This is a genomic window from Nocardioides marinquilinus, from assembly GCF_039543705.1.
In the GTDB taxonomy this organism is placed as follows: Bacteria; Actinomycetota; Actinomycetes; order Propionibacteriales; family Nocardioidaceae; genus Nocardioides; species Nocardioides marinquilinus.
Genome location: NZ_BAABKG010000001.1, coordinates 612,159 through 629,821, shown reverse-complemented (window position 1 = coordinate 629,821; position 17,663 = coordinate 612,159). Strand labels below are relative to the sequence as shown.

At 73.3% G+C, this 17,663-nt stretch carries 18 protein-coding genes, 1 tRNA gene and 1 riboswitch; of the genes, 9 read left to right on the top strand and 10 right to left on the bottom strand.

What is annotated here, in order from left to right:
• Positions 1–199 precede the first annotated feature (199 nt).
• The 6 genes from ABEA04_RS02945 to ABEA04_RS02920 all read right to left on the bottom strand — a co-directional run bounded on the left by ABEA04_RS02945 (position 200) and on the right by ABEA04_RS02920 (position 6,497).
• Positions 200–1,246 carry an aldo/keto reductase gene (locus tag ABEA04_RS02945; RefSeq protein ID WP_345454361.1) on the bottom strand — a complete coding sequence of 349 codons (1,047 nt, stop codon included), beginning with the start codon at positions 1,244–1,246 and terminating at the stop codon, positions 200–202.
• The gene (locus tag ABEA04_RS02940) at positions 1,243–2,604 is read right to left on the bottom strand and encodes an LLM class flavin-dependent oxidoreductase (protein ID WP_345454359.1); all 1,362 of its coding nucleotides are present in this window, start codon (positions 2,602–2,604) and stop codon (positions 1,243–1,245) included. Before ABEA04_RS02940 ends, ABEA04_RS02945 begins: the two co-directional genes overlap by 4 nt.
• On the bottom strand, positions 2,601–3,422 hold the full coding sequence (locus tag ABEA04_RS02935) for an ABC transporter ATP-binding protein (protein WP_345454357.1): 822 nt from the start codon (positions 3,420–3,422) through the stop codon (positions 2,601–2,603). The genes ABEA04_RS02940 and ABEA04_RS02935 overlap by 4 nt, the downstream gene beginning before the upstream one ends.
• Positions 3,398–4,252, bottom strand: a complete 855-nt coding sequence (locus ABEA04_RS02930; RefSeq protein ID WP_345454355.1) for an ABC transporter permease — start codon at positions 4,250–4,252, stop codon at positions 3,398–3,400. The genes ABEA04_RS02935 and ABEA04_RS02930 overlap by 25 nt, the downstream gene beginning before the upstream one ends.
• Complete coding sequence (locus tag ABEA04_RS02925) at positions 4,249–5,337, bottom strand: ABC transporter substrate-binding protein (protein WP_345454353.1); 1,089 nt, start codon at positions 5,335–5,337, stop codon at positions 4,249–4,251. Before ABEA04_RS02925 ends, ABEA04_RS02930 begins: the two co-directional genes overlap by 4 nt.
• Before the next feature lie 86 nt (positions 5,338–5,423).
• Positions 5,424–6,497, bottom strand: a complete 1,074-nt coding sequence (locus tag ABEA04_RS02920; protein WP_345454351.1) for an LLM class flavin-dependent oxidoreductase — start codon at positions 6,495–6,497, stop codon at positions 5,424–5,426.
• Between the two features lie 67 nt (positions 6,498–6,564).
• On the opposite strand from ABEA04_RS02920, the gene ABEA04_RS02915 reads away from it, so the two are divergent.
• Positions 6,565–7,392 (top strand): nitroreductase family protein, encoded by an 828-nt coding sequence (locus ABEA04_RS02915; protein WP_345454349.1) that lies wholly within the window; start codon positions 6,565–6,567, stop codon positions 7,390–7,392.
• Here the strand turns inward: ABEA04_RS02915 and ABEA04_RS02910 are convergent.
• The gene (locus ABEA04_RS02910; RefSeq protein WP_345454347.1) at positions 7,389–8,876 is read right to left on the bottom strand and encodes a glutamine synthetase beta-grasp domain-containing protein; all 1,488 of its coding nucleotides are present in this window, start codon (positions 8,874–8,876) and stop codon (positions 7,389–7,391) included. The genes ABEA04_RS02915 and ABEA04_RS02910 overlap by 4 nt on opposite strands.
• A gap of 39 nt (positions 8,877–8,915) precedes the next feature.
• A complete protein-coding gene (locus ABEA04_RS02905; protein WP_345454345.1) occupies positions 8,916–9,230 on the bottom strand; it encodes a DMT family transporter in 315 nt (104 codons plus the stop codon).
• A 14-nt stretch (positions 9,231–9,244) separates the two neighbouring features.
• A riboswitch (guanidine-III (ykkC-III) riboswitch) is annotated at positions 9,245–9,308 on the bottom strand.
• Positions 9,309–9,432: 124 nt separating this feature from the next.
• Between ABEA04_RS02905 and ABEA04_RS02900 the strand changes: the two genes are divergently transcribed.
• The 6 genes from ABEA04_RS02900 to ABEA04_RS02875 all read left to right on the top strand — a co-directional run bounded on the left by ABEA04_RS02900 (position 9,433) and on the right by ABEA04_RS02875 (position 15,466).
• Positions 9,433–9,729 (top strand): STAS domain-containing protein, encoded by a 297-nt coding sequence (locus tag ABEA04_RS02900; RefSeq protein ID WP_345454343.1) that lies wholly within the window; start codon positions 9,433–9,435, stop codon positions 9,727–9,729.
• A 34-nt stretch (positions 9,730–9,763) separates the two neighbouring features.
• Positions 9,764–10,330: a GrpB family protein gene (locus ABEA04_RS02895; RefSeq protein WP_345454341.1), complete on the top strand. Its 567-nt coding sequence runs from the start codon at positions 9,764–9,766 to the stop codon at positions 10,328–10,330.
• Between the two features lie 57 nt (positions 10,331–10,387).
• Positions 10,388–11,473 carry a hypothetical protein gene (locus tag ABEA04_RS02890; protein ID WP_345454339.1) on the top strand — a complete coding sequence of 362 codons (1,086 nt, stop codon included), beginning with the start codon at positions 10,388–10,390 and terminating at the stop codon, positions 11,471–11,473.
• A 167-nt stretch (positions 11,474–11,640) separates the two neighbouring features.
• On the top strand, positions 11,641–12,903 hold the full coding sequence (locus ABEA04_RS02885; protein WP_345454337.1) for a hypothetical protein: 1,263 nt from the start codon (positions 11,641–11,643) through the stop codon (positions 12,901–12,903).
• Positions 12,904–13,087: 184 nt separating this feature from the next.
• Positions 13,088–14,782: an ELWxxDGT repeat protein gene (locus tag ABEA04_RS02880; protein ID WP_345454335.1), complete on the top strand. Its 1,695-nt coding sequence runs from the start codon at positions 13,088–13,090 to the stop codon at positions 14,780–14,782.
• Between the two features lie 99 nt (positions 14,783–14,881).
• On the top strand, positions 14,882–15,466 hold the full coding sequence (locus ABEA04_RS02875) for a TetR/AcrR family transcriptional regulator (RefSeq protein WP_345454333.1): 585 nt from the start codon (positions 14,882–14,884) through the stop codon (positions 15,464–15,466).
• An 86-nt stretch (positions 15,467–15,552) separates the two neighbouring features.
• On the opposite strand, the gene ABEA04_RS02870 is transcribed toward ABEA04_RS02875, so the two are convergent.
• Positions 15,553–15,642: transfer RNA gene (locus tag ABEA04_RS02870), tRNA-Ser, on the bottom strand.
• A 49-nt stretch (positions 15,643–15,691) separates the two neighbouring features.
• Positions 15,692–16,465 carry a class I SAM-dependent methyltransferase gene (locus ABEA04_RS02865; RefSeq protein WP_345454331.1) on the bottom strand — a complete coding sequence of 258 codons (774 nt, stop codon included), beginning with the start codon at positions 16,463–16,465 and terminating at the stop codon, positions 15,692–15,694.
• A gap of 72 nt (positions 16,466–16,537) precedes the next feature.
• On the opposite strand from ABEA04_RS02865, the gene ABEA04_RS02860 reads away from it, so the two are divergent.
• Positions 16,538–17,113 (top strand): CGNR zinc finger domain-containing protein, encoded by a 576-nt coding sequence (locus ABEA04_RS02860; RefSeq protein WP_345454329.1) that lies wholly within the window; start codon positions 16,538–16,540, stop codon positions 17,111–17,113.
• 111 nt (positions 17,114–17,224) lie between these two features.
• The gene (locus ABEA04_RS02855) at positions 17,225–17,608 is read left to right on the top strand and encodes a hypothetical protein (RefSeq protein ID WP_345454327.1); all 384 of its coding nucleotides are present in this window, start codon (positions 17,225–17,227) and stop codon (positions 17,606–17,608) included.
• Positions 17,609–17,663 lie beyond the last annotated feature (55 nt).

Genomic DNA, 17,663 nt, shown 5'->3' with positions numbered 1-17,663 from the left:
TCGAGGCTCGTTGCCAGGGCTCCTCGCACCTCGACCATCGTGCAGGCGACCCCCACGGTGGTCGAGGTGCGAGGCCGGCCACGGCCGAGCCTCGCGACCCCTCACCGTCCACGGAGACGTCCGGTGTCGACGCACCCTGCAACAGGTCATGGCGGATCGGGCGGTGCGACCCGACGCAGGGTGCGTCGTCCGAGCTGGGTCAGCGAGCCCCGCCGCGCCGCAGCCGCGACTCGACGAGGGCGGGCGGGGCCCAGCCGCGGTCGGCCTCGTTGAGGGTCGTGCCCGGGGGCACGATTTCGTCGATGGCGTCGAGGACGTCGGCCGAGAGGGTCACCTTCTCGACGCCCAGCTGCGACTCGAGCTGCTCGAGGGTGCGGGGGCCGATGATGGCCGAGGAGACCGCCGGGTGCTCGAGCACGAAGGCCAGCGCGAGGTGGATCAGCGACAGCCCGGCCTGGTCGGCCAGGTCGGTGAGCCGGTGGACGGCGTCCAGCTTGGCGGCGTTCTCGGGCAGCGACGGGTCGTGCCGCGCCGGCTGCCGCTTCATGCGGCTCGAGGTGGGCGCCTCCTCGCCGCGGCGGTAGCGGCCCGAGAGCCAGCCGCCGGCGAGCGGGCTCCAGGGCAGGATGCCGATGCCGTGCTTCTGGGCCAGCGGCAGCACGTCGCGCTCGACCTCGCGGGCGAGGATCGAGTACGGCGGCTGCTCGGTGACCGGCCGCTCGCGCTGGCGCCGCTCGGCGACCCACTGCGCCTCGACCAGCTGCGAGGGCAGGAACGTCGAGGTGCCGACGTAGCGGATCTTGCCCTGGCGCACGAGGTCGGTGAGCGCGCCGAGGGTCTCGTCGACGTCGATCTCGGGCCGGGGGCGGTGCACCTGGTAGAGGTCGATGTGGTCGGTCTGCAGCCGGCGCAGCGACGCCTCGACCTCGCGGACGATCCAACGGCGCGAGTTGCCGCCCTGGTTGGGGTCGTCGTCGTGCATCGCGCCGTGGAACTTGGTGGCCAGGACGACGTCGTCCCGGCGCCCCTTGAGGGCCTTGCCGACGATCTCCTCCGACTCGCCGCGGGCGTAGACGTCGGCGGTGTCGATGACGTTGATGCCGGCGTCGAGCGCGCGGTGGATGATGCGGATGCTCTCGTCGTGGTCGGGGTTGCCCCACGCGCCGAACATCATGGCGCCGAGGGTCAGCGGGCTGACCCGCACACCGGTGGTGCCGAGCGGGCGGTAGGTCGAGTAGTCGGTCATGCGATCTCCTGGGAGTCGTCGAGGGAGCCGTCGAGGGGGACGCGGACGGGGGTGGGCCGGGGCAGCCCGTAGTGGTCGCGCAGGGTGGTGCCGTCGTAGTCGCGCCGGAAGCGGCCGCGGTCCTGCAACAGTGGCACGACCTGGTCGACGAAGACGTCGAGCCCGGACGGCAGCACCGGCGGCATCACGTTGAAGCCGTCGGCGGCGCCGGCGTCGGCCCACTCCTCCAGAGCGGCGGCGACCTGGTCGGGCGTGCCGGTGAAGGTGCGGTGGCCGCGGCCGCCGCCGAGACGGCCGATGAGCTCGCGCACCGTCAGCCGCTCGCGCCGCGCGAGGGTGACGATGAGCGTGTAGCGCGACTTGGCGCCCTCGATCTCGTCCTCGTCGGGCAGGTCGGCGGGCAGCTGCCCGTCGAGCGGCAGGTCGGACGGCGCCACCCGCAGCGTGCGGGCCAGCTGGTCGCGGGCGTACTCGGGCCGGATCAGCTCGTCGAGCTCGCGCTCGAGCGCGAGCGCCTCGGCCTCGGTGCCGCCGATGACCGGCACGATGCCCGGCAGCACCTTGACCAGCGCCGGGTCGCGGCCGAACCGGCGGGCGCGGTTCTTCAGGTCGGCGTAGAAGTCCTGCGCGTCGGCGAGGGTCTGCTGGGCGGTGAAGACCGCCTCGGCGTGCCGGGCGGCGAAGTCGCGGCCGTCCTCCGACGAGCCGGCCTGCACCAGGACCGGCCGGCCCTGCGGGGAGCGCGGCAGGTTGAGCGCGCCGGCGACGCTGAAGTGGCGGCCGGCGTGCTCGACGGGGTGCACCCGCGCGGCGTCGCCCCAGCGGCCGGCGTCCTTGTCGGCGAGCACGGCGTCGTCGTCCCAGCTGTCCCAGAGCTTCGCGCTCACCTCGACGAACTCCTCGGCGCGGCGGTAGCGCTCGCGGTGGCCGGGCAGCTCGTCGAGGTTGAAGTTGCGCGCCGCGTCGAGGGTGGCGGTGGTGACGACGTTCCAGCCCGCGCGGCCGCCGCTGAGGTGGTCGAGCGAGGCGAACCGCCGGGCCAGGTTGTAGGGCTCGTTGTAGGTGGTGGACGCCGTGGCGATCAGCCCGACCCGCTCGGTGGCCATCGCCATCGCGGCGAGCAGCACGGTGGGCTCGAGCGAGCCGGCGGGACGTCGTCCGACGTCGCTGAACAGGGCCGGCGAGTCGGCGAAGAACACCGAGTCGAGGCGACCGCGCTCGGCCGTGCGGGCCAGCTCGACGTAGTGCCGCACGTCGGTGTTCGCCGCCGGGTCGCTCTCGGGCAACCGCCACGACGCCTCGTGGTGGCCGGTGCTCATCAGGAAGGCGTTCAGGTGCAGCATCCGCTTCCCCGTCATCCGACCGCCTCCTTGCGGTCGACGCCGCGGCTGCGGTCGGGCCGGTCGTGCGCGAGGTCGTCGGGGTCGGGGTCGTGCACCATGCCGTTGGCGTCGACGTCGACCCCGAGCGCGTTGAGCAGCCGGCGCCGCAGCGTCGCGAACCGCGGGTCGGCGGGGTCGCGGCGCGCGTCGAGCAGGATGCGCACGTCGCTGTGGACGACGCCGCCGTCGAGCACGATGACCCGGTCGGCCAGCGTGATGGCCTCGTCGACGTCGTGGGTGACCAGCAGGACGGCGGGCCGGTGCCGCGCGCACAGCTCGCGCAGCAGCGTGTGCATGTTGAGCCGGGTGAGCGCGTCGAGGGCGCCGAACGGCTCGTCGGCCAGCAGCAGCTCGGGGTCGCGCACCAGCGAGCGCGCCAGGGCGGCCCGCTGCGCCTCGCCGCCGGAGAGCTCGTGCGGCCAGGCCTTCTCGCGCCCGGCCAGGCCGACCTCGGCCAGGGCGGTGCGGCCGCGCTCGCGCGCGTCGCGTCCCTCGAGGCCGAAGACGACGTTGTCGAGCACCCGGCGCCACGGCAGCAGCCGCGAGTCCTGGAAGACCATCGAGACCTTGCCCGGCACCTGCACCCGGCCGTGCCCGGCGACCCCGCGGTCGAGGCCGGCCAGGGCGCGCAGCAGCGTGCTCTTGCCGCTGCCGCTGCGGCCGATGAGGGCGACGAACTCGCCCCGTCCGATGCGCAGGTCGAGGCCGTTGAGCACCCCGCCCGCCTCGTTGAAGCTGCGGTGCAGGCCCTCGACCCGCACCGCCGCGCTCAGCTCTCGAGCGTGCGTCGCCACGTGAGCACCTTCCTCCCGATGAGTCGGACGGCGCCGTCGGCCACCAGGCCCAGCACCGCGTAGACGACGAGGCCGACGATGATCACGTCGGTCTGGCCGTAGCTGGAGGCCAGCGTGATCATGTAGCCGATCCCGCTGGTCGCGTTGATCTGCTCCACGACCACCAGCGCGAGCAGTGCTCCGGTGACCGCGAAGCGCATGCCGAGCAGGAAGCCGGGCATGGCACCGGGGACGACGACCTGCCGCACGAACTGGGTGCGGCTGACGCCGATGGTCTCGGCCAGCTCGGCGTAGCGGCCGTCGATGCTGCGCAGGCCGTTGTGGGTGTGGATGTAGATCGGGACCAGCACGCCGAGGGCGATCGTGTAGATCTTCATCTCCTCGCCGATGCCGAACCACAGGATGAGCAGCGGGATGAGGGCCAGGCTCGGGATCGAGCGCTTGACCTGCACGGGGCCGTCGACGACGGCCTCGCCCAGCCGCGACAGGCCGGCGACGAGCGCCAGCACCAGGCCGACCGCGACGCCGAGCAGCAGGCCGAGGCCCGCCCGGGTGGCCGAGGTGACCAGGCCCTCCTGCAGCCGGCCGTCGTCCCACAGCTCGCGGGCGGCCTCGAGGACCGTCCACGGCGCCGAGAGGGTGCGCTCGTCGATGAACCCGGTGGCCGAGCCGACCACCCAGAACGCCAGCAGCAGCACCGGGCCCAGCAGGATGCCGCCGCGGACGCCGTCCCCGGGCCCGAGCCGGCGCAGCCGGACGCGCTCGTCGACGACCGGGCCGGTGGCGGGGGCGTCGGCCCGGGTGCCGGTGTCGAGGGTCGGCGCGCTCACTGCTCGGCCGCCTTCTCGTCGCTGCTCCCACTGGGGAGCGCGCCGTCGTTGCCGGGCTCGAAGCGGCGGTCGAAGAGCGCCTCGACGTCGAGCTGGTCGTGGCCCTGCTCGGTCGCCAGCAGGTCGGCGGTCTCCTGGTGGCCGGCGATGATCTCGCTCCAGTCCTGCGGCACCGACTTCTCGCCGAGCGCGTCGACCAGGTAGGCGGCGTCCTCCTCCGAGAGACCCTCGTGCTCGACGTAGAAGCCCTGCGCGAACTCGTCGGGGTGCTCGTTGATCCAGGTCTGGGCCTGCGCCCACAGGTCGGCGTACTTCCGCAGCGCGGCCGCCTTGTGCTCGTCCTCGAGCACCGCGGTGGGCACGTAGAGGTTCCAGTAGTCGTCGCGCACGCCGGGCGAGACGGTGTGGGCGCCGTCCTGCTCGTACTTGGCGAGGAACGGCGGCACCAGCGTCTGGCCCAGCGGGGCGACGTCGACCTGGTTGCTGCCGAGGGCGTTGACGTAGGTGTCGTCGACGCTGGCCATCTCGACCAGCTCGACGTCGTCCTGGGTGAGACCGGCCTCTTTCAGCACCTTGAGCACCAGCGCGCCCTGCGCCTGGCCGGGGCTGTAGGCGATCTTCTTGCCGGCGAGGTCGGTGAGCTCGTCGACCTCGACGCCCGGCGCCACGCCCAGCTCGTAGGTCGGGTGGTCGAGCGGGTCGACGGTCTCGCGGGTGGCGATGATGCGGACGTCGGTGCCGGTCCACTTCGCGAACAGCGGCGGGATGTCGGCGACCGAGCCGACGTCGAGCGCGTCGCCGCGGAAGGCCTCGAGGGTCTTCGGGCCGCCGCTGATGTTGGCCCACTCGATGTCGAACGGCAGGTCGTCGTCGAGGCCCGAGAGCTCGAGGGCGACCTGCGTGGTCGGGTCGCCGACGCGCAGCACGGTGTCGGAGGGGACGTCGTCGGGGATCGGTTCGTCGAGCCCGAGGCGCGGGCCGGCGTCGTCGCCGCCGCAGCCGGCGAGCAGGGCCGTCGCGGTGAGCAGCGCCGCGGCGCTCGCGGCGGCCCGCAGCCGCCGGGTGGGTCGAACGAGTGGTGTCACGCTGTCCTCCTGGGGGTTCTTAAGCAACGTATCTCAGTTAACCATACTGAGTTACATTACTTTGCATCATCCCACGCACCGGTGCGTCAGTCGCGCAGCAGCGGCAGGAGGTGGTCGCCCTGGCGTCGCATCTCGCGCACGTAGGGGGTGTCGGAGAGCACGAAGGTCGTGACGCCGAGGTCGGCGTAGCGCCGCAGCGACTTGGCGACGTCCTCGGCCGAGCCGACCAGCCACGTGGTGCCGGCACCGCCCCCGCCGTAGCGACCCGGGGCGGTGTAGAGGTGGTCGTCGATGACGTCGCCGCGGGCGGCGAGGTCGAGCAGCCGCTGCTGGCCGGTGGCCGGGCCACGGTGCGGCCGCTGGTCGACGCCGCCGCCGGCGCGCGCCTGCTCGGCCATCACCGCGACCTTCGCCTCGGCGTCGGCCCACGCCTCGTCGGTGGTCTCGCGCACCACGGTGGTGATGCGCAGCCCGAACTCCAGCGGGGCGTGCTCGCGGCCGAGCTCGGCACTCAGGGCGCGCAGCCGGTCGATGCGCTCGGCGACGCCGTCCAGCGGCTCGCCCCAGAACAGCTGGACGTCGGCCTCGGTGGCCGCGACGCGCTCGGCGGCCTCCGACGCGCCACCGAAGTACAGGCGCGGGTGCGGCCGGCCGGGGCGCGTGACGATGCGCGGCTGCACGGTCGAGTCGGTCACGGAGAAGTGCTCGCCCTCGAAGGTCACCGACTCCTCGGTCCACAGCCGCCGCACCAGCTGCATGAACTCGCGGGTGCGGGCGTAGCGGTGGGCCTGGTCGCCCTCGCTGTCGCCGTAGGCCGCGAGCCGATCCTGGCCCGAGACGATGTTGATCCGCACCCGCCCGCCGCTGAGGTGGTCGAGCGTGGCCGCGGCCGAGGCGAAGTTGGCCGGGCGCCAGTAGCCGGGCCGGATGGCGATCAGCGGCTCGAAGGTCGTGGTGCGCGCCGTCAGCGCCGTGGCCAGCGTGAAGGTGTCGGGCCGGCCCCAGCTGGTGCCGATGAGGGCGCCGTCCCAGCCGCGCTCCTCGAGGGTGAGAGCGTGGCCGACGAGGGCGTCGAAGGTGTTGTGGTCGGTCGTCGCGTCGTCGCCGCGGTGGCCGGGCTCGACCTGGTTGGGGATGTACCAGAGGAACTCGCTGCTCATGGGGGCCTCCTGAGGCACGTCGTTGAGTAGAAACTAAGTTATGTCTATGACTCTAGTGGAGAATGACGTGATCACAGATCCGGCCCGACCCGTGGCGCGTCGCTACGGCGACGCGGGGGCCGCGCTCGGCGTGGGCTCCGACGTGATCGACCTGCTGCTCGCGCGCCGGTCGACGCGCCGCTTCGTGCCCGGACCCGCCGGCGAGGTGGACGACGACCACGTGCGGGCGCTGGTCGCCGCGGCGCAGTCGGCGCCGACGTCGTCGAACCTGCAGGCGTGGAGCGTCGTCGCCGTCCGCGACACCGAGCGCAAGGAGCGGCTGGCCGCGCTGGCCGGCGAGCAGGCGTTCGTGGCGCAGGCGGCGGTCTTCCTCGTCTGGGTCGCCGACCTGTCGCGCGCGCGACGGCTCGCGGCCGCGCGCGACGCCCGGGTCGACGCGGTCGACTACCTCGAGACCACCCTCATCGGCTTCGTCGACGCCGCGCTCGCGGCCCAGAACGCCGTCGTCGCCGCGCAGTCACTCGGCCTCGGCACCACCTACGTCGGCGCGGTGCGCAACCGACCGAGGGAGGTCGCCGCCGAGCTCGACCTGCCCGACGGCGCCGTGGCCGCGTTCGGGCTCGCCGTGGGGCGGCCCGACCCCGACGAGGACGCCGGTGTGAAGCCGCGGCTGCCCCAGGACGCCGTCCTGCACCACGAGCGGTACGACGCCGCCCGGGCCGACGCCGCGGCCGAGGGGTACGACGCGGTGCTCGACGGCTACCGCGCACAGCACGGTCTCGACCGGCAGCCCTGGTCGGGCCGCGTCGTCGAGCGGCTGGCCGGCCCGGGCTCGATGGCCGGTCGCGACGTGCTGCGCGAGAGGCTCGCCGACCGCGGCCTGCCGTCGCTCTAGCCGACGTGCCAGTCGCGCCTGACCAGCGCGGCGCGCAGCTCGTCGTCCTTGGCCAGCTTCTTGACCGGCGCCTCGTCGTGGAGCCGCCGAAGCCGGCTGATCGTGGCGTCGACGACCACCGCCGGGAACACGTCGTGGGCCTCGAACCGCGCCCGCTCCGCCTCGAGGGCGTCGGCCGACTCGCCGCACGACGACGGCAGCTGCTCGAAGTCGTCGTGGTCGTCGGCGCCGTCGGTGCTGAGACGCTCGGCCACCTCCAGGCCGCCGGGGTCGGCGAGCCCCTCGCGGGCCGCGACCGCCATGCCGGCGAGCAGCAGGTGCACCTCGGCCGAGCCGTCGGCCAGGCGCAGCTCGACCGTCTGCGGGTCGACGTCGGGCTCGGCGATCGGGTCGCGGGGGCCGGGGTTGGCGTGGGCGACCATCGCCGGCAGCACGTCGCCGCCCCACGCCAGCGGGACGCGCACGAGGCCGGTGCGGTCGGTCTCGCCCCAGCAGATGTCGTCGGGCGACTCGTCGCCCTCGACGAACCGCAAGTACGACGTCGGCACCGTGTTGCCGAACGCGGTGAGGGCCGGCGCCGCGGTCAGGTAGCCGGCGATGAGGCGTCGTCCGGTCTCGTTGGCCCCCACGTCGCCCGCGATCGCGTTCGACCCGTCGCGCACCAGCCGGCTGTGCACGTGCAGGCCGCTACCCGCACCCTCCTCGCCGATGGACGGCGCGAAGGTGACCTCGACGCCGTGCTGGTAGGCGACCTGTCGCACGACCCACTTGGCCAGCACGAGCGCGTCGGCGGCCTCCTCGAGCGGCACCGGCCACAGCTCGATCTCGTGCTGCACCAGCTGGCGCTCGCCGTCGAGCACGTTGCCGACCTCGCCGTGCCCGTACTTCAGCTGCACCCCCATCGCGCTGAGGTGGCCGAGCACCTCCTCGCGCAGTCGCTCGCCCTTCGAGAACGGGCCCGACTCCTGGTAGCCGCGCTCCTCCTCGACCGGGAAGATCGCGTCGGCGGCCTGGACGAGGTAGTACTCCAGCTCGCCGAAGGCCTCGAGCACGAAGCCCGTCTCGCGGGTCAGCGTCTCGGCCGCGCGCCGCACGATCTGCTCGCGGGCGTGGGCCAGCGGGGCGCCGTCCTCGTCGTAGAGCGAGCAGAGGACGTCGAGCGAGGGCCGCTCGCCGAAGGGGTTGACGAACGCCGTGCGGTGGCGCGGCACGAGGTAGACGTCGCTGGCCTCGGTGTCGGTGTCGCTGAAGATGCTCGAGCCGTCGACCCGCTCGCCGCGGGTGAGGATCTCGACGAGGTGCCGGCGCGAGTTGGGCACGAACGCGATCGACTTCAGCCGGCCGTCGCCGCCGACGTAGCGCAGGTCGACCTGACGCAGCCCGAGCCGCTCGACCGCCTCCACCAGGTCGCTGCAGGTGAACTCGGCTCGCGGCTTCTCGAGCAGGCGGACGAGGGGGTGCGGCTCGAGAGCGTCGTGGGGCATGTCGCGCAGTCTGGCCCCTGGCCCCGCCACCTCGTCGAGTCAGTGGGCCAGCTTGAGCCCGACGACGCAGCCGACCAGGCCCACGATGAGCAGCACCTTCACCAGGCTCACCGGCTCGGAACCGGTGACCATGCCGAACACGACGGTCAGCGACGCGCCGATGCCGACCCAGACGGCGTACGCCGTGCCGACCGGCAGCGTGCGCATCGCGAAGGCCAGGCCGGCCATGCTCACCGCCAGACCGACCCCGAAGACGAGCGACGGCACCAGCCGCGAGAACCCCTCCGAACGGCCGAGCGCGACCGCCCAGACCGCCTCGAGCACGCCCGAGACCACGAGAACCAACCACGCCATGACGACGACCCTCCGACAGGCCGTCTTGTCGCAGTCCGGGTACGGCTCCCTCGTCCGGCGAGCCGTCGGGCTCGTGATGCGATCCTCGCACGCAGTGCGCCCCGCGGGAACTTCTCCGTGGGGTGGACCGGCCTCACCCCGTCGGTGCCATGATCGAGCGCCAGCGGCCGCCCCCAGCGCCGCTCGTACCGAGAGCCGTCCCATGACCAATGCCCCGACCCGCGACGTCAGCACCGAGGTCACGCTCATCTGGTGGGGCGAGATCGACCTCGGCAACGCCACCGAGCTCAGCGGCGACCTGCTGCGTGCGATCGGGTCGGCGTCCCACGTCTACGTCGACCTCACCGGCGTGACCTTCATGGACTCCAGCGGCATCGGAGTGCTGGTCAACGGCTGGCGGCGGGCCCGCGCCCAGCACGTCACGCTGACGGTGTGCGAGCCGACCGGCCAGGTGCGACGCACCCTGGAGTCGACGGGTCTGCTCGACCTGATGACCTGACGGCCCGGCTCCCGCGGCGCGGCATCATGGCCCGGTGAGCACCCCGCGCCGTCCCGACGTCACCACGGTCGAGCTGGTCGGCGGCGTCGAGCAGCGCGAGCTGACGATCCGCGACCCCGACCCCGCCTGGCCCGTGGCGTTCGCCGAGCACGAGCGCCGCATCCGAGACGCGCTGGGCCCGCACGCCGTGCAGGTCGAGCACGTCGGCTCGACGTCGGTGCCGGGCCTGGCGGCCAAGCCGATCATCGACGTGCTGGTGACCGTCCGCGACATCACCGCCGAGGAGGACTACCTCGAGCCGCTCCTCGCCGCCGGCTACGTGCTGCGGGTGCGTGAGCCCGGCCACCGGCTCGTGCGGACGCCGGCCCTCGACGTCCACGTGCACGTCGTCGAGGTCGGGGCGCAGGCCGCGCGCGACTACCTCGTCTTCCGCGACCACCTGCGCGCCGACGCCGACGACCGCGCGCTCTACGAGCGCACCAAGCGCGACCTGCTCGAGCGGGAGTGGGCCGACATGAACGCCTACTCCGACGCCAAGACCGACGTCATCACCGCGATCAAGGCCCGGGCCGAGGCGCGGGCCGGGACGCCGTCGCAGTAGTCACGACCCTCACTAGTGGCTGGTCACGGGACTGTCGCAGTGCCAGCATCGCCGCTCATGGATGCACTGTTAACCCAGATTGTCGCTTCGCGTGGTCTGCCGCCTGAGCCGGTCGCGACCGAGGCCCTTGTTCACATTTGTTCACGATCGCAGGCAGCCGGCGCTGTCATGGCCAATCTGATCGCGGAACTCTGCGATGGCACGCCGCCCGAGGGGTTGGTCTTCACGGGTCAAGACATCGATGCATCGTCGGCGGGTCGACCAGACCTAGTCGCATCGGACGCCGTCGGCGTGCGTCTGATCCTCGAGGCGAAGTTCGATGCGGCCTTAACAAGCGCGCAGGTCGGTCCCGCTTACGTCGGAAAGCTCAATCCGGGTGTCCCGGGGGCGCTCGTCTTCCTTGTCCCGCGGGATCGCATGTTCAACCTCTGGCGCTCGGTGTCTGTAGCCCCGGGCGGCAGCCTCGAACCCCTGAGCATGGACGGCGGCAGCCTCGATGTTGGAGCCTCGATGCCTTTACCGATCACCGGCCACGTCCTTGCCGTCATGTCGTGGGAGGTCCTCCTCAACAGGCTCGCCCAAAGCGCGGATGATCATGGCGACAACCAGGCACGCGCCGAGGTCGACCAGCTCCGCAGTCTTGTGGAGTGGCGGACCTCAGTCGGGTGGACGCCGCTACTCCCCGATGACCTGCCACAACGAGTCGGACGGCAACTCGCGACTCTTGCCGACAGCCTACGCGCAGTCTGCGGTCGCGTCTCCGACGCCAAGATCCGCAACGGAACCGCTGACGGCGGGTTCGGCCGCTACATCAAGACGCCGTCCGGCAAGTGGCTGTGGGTTGGGTTGTGGACCAATTGGTGGGACCGCTATGGGCCCGGTCCGGCGTGGGCGCAGGTCAAGGTTACGAAGCCCGGCGAGACGAAGACGACCTCAGATGCATTAACGGCTGCAGGAATCGCGCACCACGCACGCTCCGAAGCCCCGGACGTCCTTGTTCCTCTCGCTCTACCGGTCGGGGTTGAGCAAGGTGCTCTGGAAGGAGACCTCGAGGTACAGCTCCGCGCACTCGTCAAAGCCGTCGACGCCCTGGCAGTCGAGGTGGTTGAGGACGAGACATTGGCCGACGCGACTGAGAGCTGATTGGCGCTCGGCCGCTGATCAGACTCAAGGCCATACGCGCCACCCGATGGGCGCTGGTCCAGACCTCGTGACCGGTGTCTCAAGGGGGCTGCAAGAAACGGTCTGGCGAGGCCCAAGAGTCTGCCGTTGACCTGTCGCGACGTGCGGGCGGGACCGATCCTCGACCCATGAGCACCCCCCACAAGGCAGTACTCGCCACGATCGGCGCCGTCGCCGCCGTGGCGATCACGACGCTCGGCGTGACCGGCGGCGGCACCACCGCCTCGGCCGCCGCCGCGCCGGTCGGCAACTGCCCCGACCTCGACAGCGGGCGCGTCGTCGTCCCCGGCAACCAGGACCAGATCGTCGTCAACGCCCCCACGGGCAGGACGATCGTGGGCTACTGCCTGAAGTCCGCCGGCCTGCGCGGCACCACCGGCGCTCCCTACGAGGTGGCACTGAGCGCCCCTGTGACGAGCCTGGTGCTCAAGCACCGCGACGGCGGCAACCTGACGCACTACTCGCTGCTCTACGGCTCGACCACGACGCCGTCGACCGCGCCCACGTCCACGCCGCCGTCGACCCCGCCGTCCACCCCGCCGTCGACCCCGCCGTCGACCCCGCCGTCGACCCCGCCGTCGACCCCGCCGTCGACCCCGCCGTCGACCCCGCCGACCACGCCGCCGACCCCGCCGACCACGCCGCCGACGACCGAGGTGCCCTCGACGCCGCCGACGACCGAGACGCCGACCAGCCCGAGCACGCCGTCGACGCCGAGCACCCCGACGACGCCCGAGATCCCGGTGACCTCGCCCAACCCGCCGGTCGGCGGCCCGAACGGCTTCGACTGGAACTGGACCTACCCCGACCCGTCGTGCTCCGAGCTGACCGTGGCCTACCCCGGTGACCTGCCGAGCGGCCAGGCCAACGACGTCAACGTGCGCTTCGACAGCGACCAGGGGCCGTTCACCCTGAACTACCACTACGACAACGGCTTCTGGACCGGCACGGTGGGCTTCGTGTTCGCCGACCACCCGCAGTGGCCGGCCGGCGTCACCCGCTTCAGCGTGGTCTGGACCCAGGTGGGCGGCACCAACTACCACTGGCAGGGCCGGGTCGACTGCGTCGTCGGCGGACCCGTCGCCGTCCGGGCCGTCACCGGCGTCGAGGGCTGGCGCACCCAGGCCACGACCCGCCAGGGCAGGGCCGCGGGCAACGACCGCGTCACGGTCGAGCAGGCCGGCGCGGACCCGATCGTGCTGCAGAAGCGCAACGCCGCCGGCGACTGGCGCACCGTCAGCACCGTGACCGCCGACGCGGACGGCGACGCCGTCGTCCGGTTCCCGAAGGAGACCCGCCGGGGCACCTCGCTCTACCGCCTGGTCGCCAAGGCCTCGGAGTCCGCCACCGGTGACATCAGCAACGTGCTGCGGGTGCGCGTCACGCGCTGACCCGCACCACCTCACGACACCGCCCGAACGCCGGGCCGGGCCCCGGGCCCGGCCCGGCGTTCGTCGTCCGCAGTGGTCTAGCCCGGTCGAGGAAGTCCCTTGCCAGCATCGCATCCGTTTCGTTACGTTACGGCACGTAATGAAACGGGCTCGAAGTCGAGCCCCCGACGAGTGGAAAGCAGCGATGAGAAACACCCCCACCCCCACCACCCGCACCACCACGCGCACCACCGCAGGCGCCGCCGTCGTCGCCCTCGGGATCGCGACCCTGGCCCTCGGCCTCGGCAGCGCCCCCGCCCAGGCGCACGGCAACGCCCCCGTCGTCCTGGCCAGGTCGTTCGCGTCGATGGACCCCGAGAGCGGCGTCGCGGCGCTCGGCGACCGAGTCCTGTTCGCCGCCCAGGGCGAGACGGGCGGCCACGAGCTGTGGGTCACCGACGGCACGCCGGCCGGCACCAAGCGCCTCAAGGACATCGTGCCCGGCGCCGGCAGCAGCAACCCGGGCGAGCTGACCCGCGTCGGCAACCGCGTCTACTTCGCCGCCACCACGCCGTCGGAGGGCCGCGAGCTGTGGCTCACCGACGGCACCGCGGCCGGCACCCGCCTCGCGGCGAACATCGGGCCGAACGCCGCCGGCTCGAACCCGACCGGGCTGACCGCGGTCGGCTCGCGCGTCGTCTTCCGCGCCGACGACGGCACCCACGGCGTCGAGCCGTGGAGCAGCGCCGGCACCCAGGCCACGAGCACGCTGCTCAAGGACGTCCAGGTCGGCGGGGCCTCCTCGAACGCCGTCGACATCACCGCCACCCCGTCCGGGACGGCGTTCTTCTCCGCCTTCGCGCTGGGCAGCGGTACCGAGCTCTACCGGACGAACGGCACCCCCGCCGGCACCGCCCTCGTCGAGAACATCCAGGCGGGCGGGAGCGGCGCCCCGCAGGACATCACCCCGATCGGCAGCGGGTCGGTCGTCTTCAGCGCCGACGACGGCGAGCTCGGCCGCGAGCTGTGGCGCAGCGACGGGACGGCGTCCGGCACCACGATCGTCGAGGACGTCACCCCCGGCGTCGGGTCGTCGTCCCTCTCCGAGCTCACCCGGGTGGGCTCGAGGGTCTTCTACGCCTCGACCACCCCGGGCCAGGGCGCCGAGCTGTTCGCGACCAACGGCACGAAGGCCGGCACCGGCCTGGTCAAGGACCTCGCCCCGGGCGCGCAGGCGAGCTTCGTCGACGCGATCACCGACGTCGCCGGCGTCGCCTACTTCACCGCCGACCTGCCGGGCACCGGTCGCGAGCTGTGGCGCTCGAACGGCACGGCGGCGGGCACCCGCCTGGTGCGCGACATCGCGCCGGGCGCCGCCGACGGCATCCTCGGCCCGCTCGTGGCCGACGGACGCTTCGTGGCCTTCGGCGCCACGACACCCACGACCGGACGCGAGCCGTGGGTCAGCAACGGCACCGCCGCCGGCACCGCCCGCGTCAAGGACGTCCGCCCCGGCGACACCCAGGTGCAGGCGTTCGTCGCCGCCGGCCCGACGGTGCTCTACCACGGCGTCGTCGAGGGCAGCTCGACGATCTTCAGCGTCGACGTGCAGCGCTACTTCACCGTCGACGCGGCGAAGCCGACGACCACGGTGGTCGAGGGCGGCACGCCGCAGGTCGGCAAGCGGCTCAAGGTGACCGTCGGTGCCTGGGAGACGGGCGCGAAGCTGACGGTGCGGTGGCTGCGCGCCGGAGCGCCGATCCCCGGCGCCACCGGGACGACGTACCGCCTGACGCCGAAGGACCGGGGCAAGCGCGTCAGCGTGCGCGTCACGGGCACCCTCGCGGGCCACAACCCGGCCAGCGCGACGTCCCTCGGACGTCGGGTGCTGAAGGGCTGACGGGACGGCCTGAGATCATCACCCTCTTCACCCTGTCGCGGTCGGCGCCCTCGGGCCCGGCCGCGGCAGGCACGTCCGGACCCGGGGGGAGGAGCCACCGTGGGACGACCCCGTGACCCCGCGATCGAGCAGCGCATCCTCGGCGCGGCGCAGGAGCTCATCGACGAGTCCGGCTACGAGTCGCTCACCATGGAGGCGATCGCCGAGCGGGCCGGCGTCGGCAAGCCGACCGTCTACCGGCGCTTCGCCAACCGCGACCAGGTCGTCGTCGCGCTCAACGTGGCGGGCTCGGCCCCGGTCGAGCAGGTCGACACCGGCACGCTGCGCGGCGACATCCGGGCGGTCGTGCAGGCGGTGGTGCCGACCATCGACTCGCGGGCGGCCCGGGCCGCGCTCGGCTCGCAGATCGGGCACGCGATCGCCGACGACGGCGCCAACCAGCGCTTCCAGGAGACCATCGGCGGCAGCAGCGACGCCTACATGCGGCCCATCTGGGAGCGCGGCGTCGCGCGGGGCGAGATCGACCCCGCCCTCGACTACGTCACCGCGCGCACCGCGCTCGGCACCGCCGTCATCTTCTCCCTCGCGCTCTACCGGCTCGACCCGTCGTGCGTCGACCAGATCGCCGACATGTGGGTCGCGGGCGTGCGGCCCGGTGGCGTCGACGCGGCCGACCGAGGCTGACGGGGGGGCGAACTGGACTGGCCGAAGCGGCCGGGACGGCGACAGCCCCCGGTCTGCTGAGGCAGACCGGGGGCTGGTCGACTGGCTGGCGGTGGCGGAGGGATTTGAACCCTCGGTGGACTTGCGCCCACAAACGCTTTCGAGGCGTTCTCCTTAGGCCGCTCGGACACGCCACCGTCGCGAAGGTTACCGAACCGTCGCGGAGGGGTGCGAATCGGATCGAGGTCAGCGGACGCCGACGAGCACGCGGTCGTCGCCGTACTGCCACACGGTGCCGGCCTCGGCGAAGCCGGCCTCGAGCAGCAGCGCGCGGTGGTCGGCGGCGGTGGGGACGTCGTCGACGTGGTGCTCGATCGGACGCGGGCCGCGCTCGGCGGCCAGCGGAGCGAGCTCGGGGGCGGCGGCGACGGCGTCCCACCACGTCTGCCAGTCCTCGTGCTCGAGCACGCCCTGGCGGGCGCGGCGGCGGTCGCGGACGTGGGCGGTGAGGGCGGCGAGGGTCGGCTCGGACTCGTCGAGGTGGTCGCCGTTGACCAGCAGCCCGCCGGGCCGCAGCAGCCGGGCCGCGCCGCGGTAGACCTCGGCGAGCTCGGGGCGGGTGAGCCAGTGCAGCGCGGTGGTCGAGACGACGGCGTCGACCGTGCCCTCGCCGCCGGCCGCCGCGGCGACGGCGTCCAGCCAGCCCGCCTCGCGCAGGTCGCGCTCGACGACGGTCAGCCCGTCGTACGCCGCCCGGGCCAGGCCGAGCAGCAGCGCGTCGGCGTCCATGGCGACGACCCGCGAGCCGGGCAGCCGGTCGAGCAGCCGCGCCGAGAGCGAGCCCGGGCCGGCGCCGAGGTCGACGATCGTCACGGGCCGGTCGGCCGGGAGGGTCGTCACGGCCGTCTCGACGACGTCGGCGATGACGGCGAAGCGGTCCTCGCGGTCGGGGATGTAGTGCTCCTGCTGGGCGTCCCACCGGTGGAGCCAGTCGCGGGCCTGGTCGGCGGTCAGGGTCATGCTCGAGCCTCCGTCACTGTCATATGATGTTTCGACAGTCATGAACGTAGGCGGACAGGAGTAACTGGTCAAGTGCACTTCGACAGTCACCTGGACGGCGTCGTCCTGGCCGCGGCGGCGCTCGTCGACGTCGTGACCCCCGGCGAGCGGCGCGGCCGGCCCTACCGACCGCCCGAGGGCGACGAGCTGACGGCCGCCATCGGGGCGGCCCTGCGCGCCGGCTCCCGCCGGGCCCGCGACCCCGCGCCCGCCGAGTGCGCCGCGCTGCTCGAGGTGGGGCGGGCGGCCCGGGCCGTCTTCGAGGCGGCCGACGTCGGCGACCTGCACGCGGCCGCCGGGGCCGCCAACCGCCTGCTCGCCGCCTACCGACCCACGCCCGAGCTGTCGCGCCACGACGAGGAGCCGTGGCACCTGCACTTCCACGGCCCGGCCGACCGCGACCCGAGCGGCTGGGGCGGCGGCATGGGGGTGGCGCTGGCGATGGTGGTGGGCAGCGAGAACGCCGAGCGGCTCGGGGTGTGCGCGGCCCCGGCGTGCGACCGGGTCTTCGTCGACGTCAGCCGCAACGGCACGCGGCGGTTCTGCTCCGAGGCGTGCCAGAACCGGGTCAAGGCGGCGGCCCACCGGGCCCGACAGCGAGACGACTGACGGCTTGATGAGAGGGGTCTCACCTCGGGCTCACCGACCCCTCACCCCCGGCCGCGAGGGTTCTCGCATCGGCCCGCACCCGGCGGGCCGCCACTCCCGAGGAGCTCCCCGATGTCCGTCCTCCGCACCGTCACCGCCGGCCTCGGCGCCGCCGCCCTGCTCGCCACCCCGCTCGCCCTGGCCACCGCCACCCCCGCCTCGGCCGCCGAGCGGCAGTTCCGCTGCGCCGGCTCGCCGGTCGACTTCGAGGTCGAGAAGGACGACGGCCGCTACGAGGTCGACGTCGACCTCGACGGCCGCCGCGGCGACCAGTGGCGCATCACGCTCCGCCAGGACGGCGGCGTCTTCTACAACCAGGTGCGCCGCGTCGACGCCGACGGCGACATCGACGTCGACCGCACCCGGCCGAACACCGCCGGCCGCGACGTGTTCAAGCTGACGGTCAAGAAGATCGGCGGCCCGGCCGCCTGCTCGAGCACCATCGCCTTCCGCTGACGGTTGCCGGGTCTCGAGGCTCGGCCGTGGCCGGCCTCGCACCTCGACCACCGTG

Excerpts from the sequence above, each read along its gene's own strand:
- ABEA04_RS02865 (WP_345454331.1), bottom strand. The coding sequence starts at position 16,465 with ATGACCCTGACCGCCGACCAGGCCCGCGACTGGCTCCACCGGTGGGAC.
- ABEA04_RS02890 (WP_345454339.1), top strand. The coding sequence starts at position 10,388 with ATGGATGCACTGTTAACCCAGATTGTCGCTTCGCGTGGTCTGCCGCCT.
- ABEA04_RS02940 (WP_345454359.1), bottom strand. The coding sequence starts at position 2,604 with ATGACGGGGAAGCGGATGCTGCACCTGAACGCCTTCCTGATGAGCACC.
- ABEA04_RS02910 (WP_345454347.1), bottom strand. The coding sequence starts at position 8,876 with ATGCCCCACGACGCTCTCGAGCCGCACCCCCTCGTCCGCCTGCTCGAG.
- ABEA04_RS02880 (WP_345454335.1), top strand. The coding sequence starts at position 13,088 with ATGAGAAACACCCCCACCCCCACCACCCGCACCACCACGCGCACCACC.
- ABEA04_RS02945 (WP_345454361.1), bottom strand. The coding sequence starts at position 1,246 with ATGACCGACTACTCGACCTACCGCCCGCTCGGCACCACCGGTGTGCGG.
- ABEA04_RS02855 (WP_345454327.1), top strand. The coding sequence starts at position 17,225 with ATGTCCGTCCTCCGCACCGTCACCGCCGGCCTCGGCGCCGCCGCCCTG.
- ABEA04_RS02885 (WP_345454337.1), top strand. The coding sequence starts at position 11,641 with ATGAGCACCCCCCACAAGGCAGTACTCGCCACGATCGGCGCCGTCGCC.
- ABEA04_RS02900 (WP_345454343.1), top strand. The coding sequence starts at position 9,433 with ATGACCAATGCCCCGACCCGCGACGTCAGCACCGAGGTCACGCTCATC.
- ABEA04_RS02920 (WP_345454351.1), bottom strand. The coding sequence starts at position 6,497 with ATGAGCAGCGAGTTCCTCTGGTACATCCCCAACCAGGTCGAGCCCGGC.
- ABEA04_RS02905 (WP_345454345.1), bottom strand. The coding sequence starts at position 9,230 with ATGGCGTGGTTGGTTCTCGTGGTCTCGGGCGTGCTCGAGGCGGTCTGG.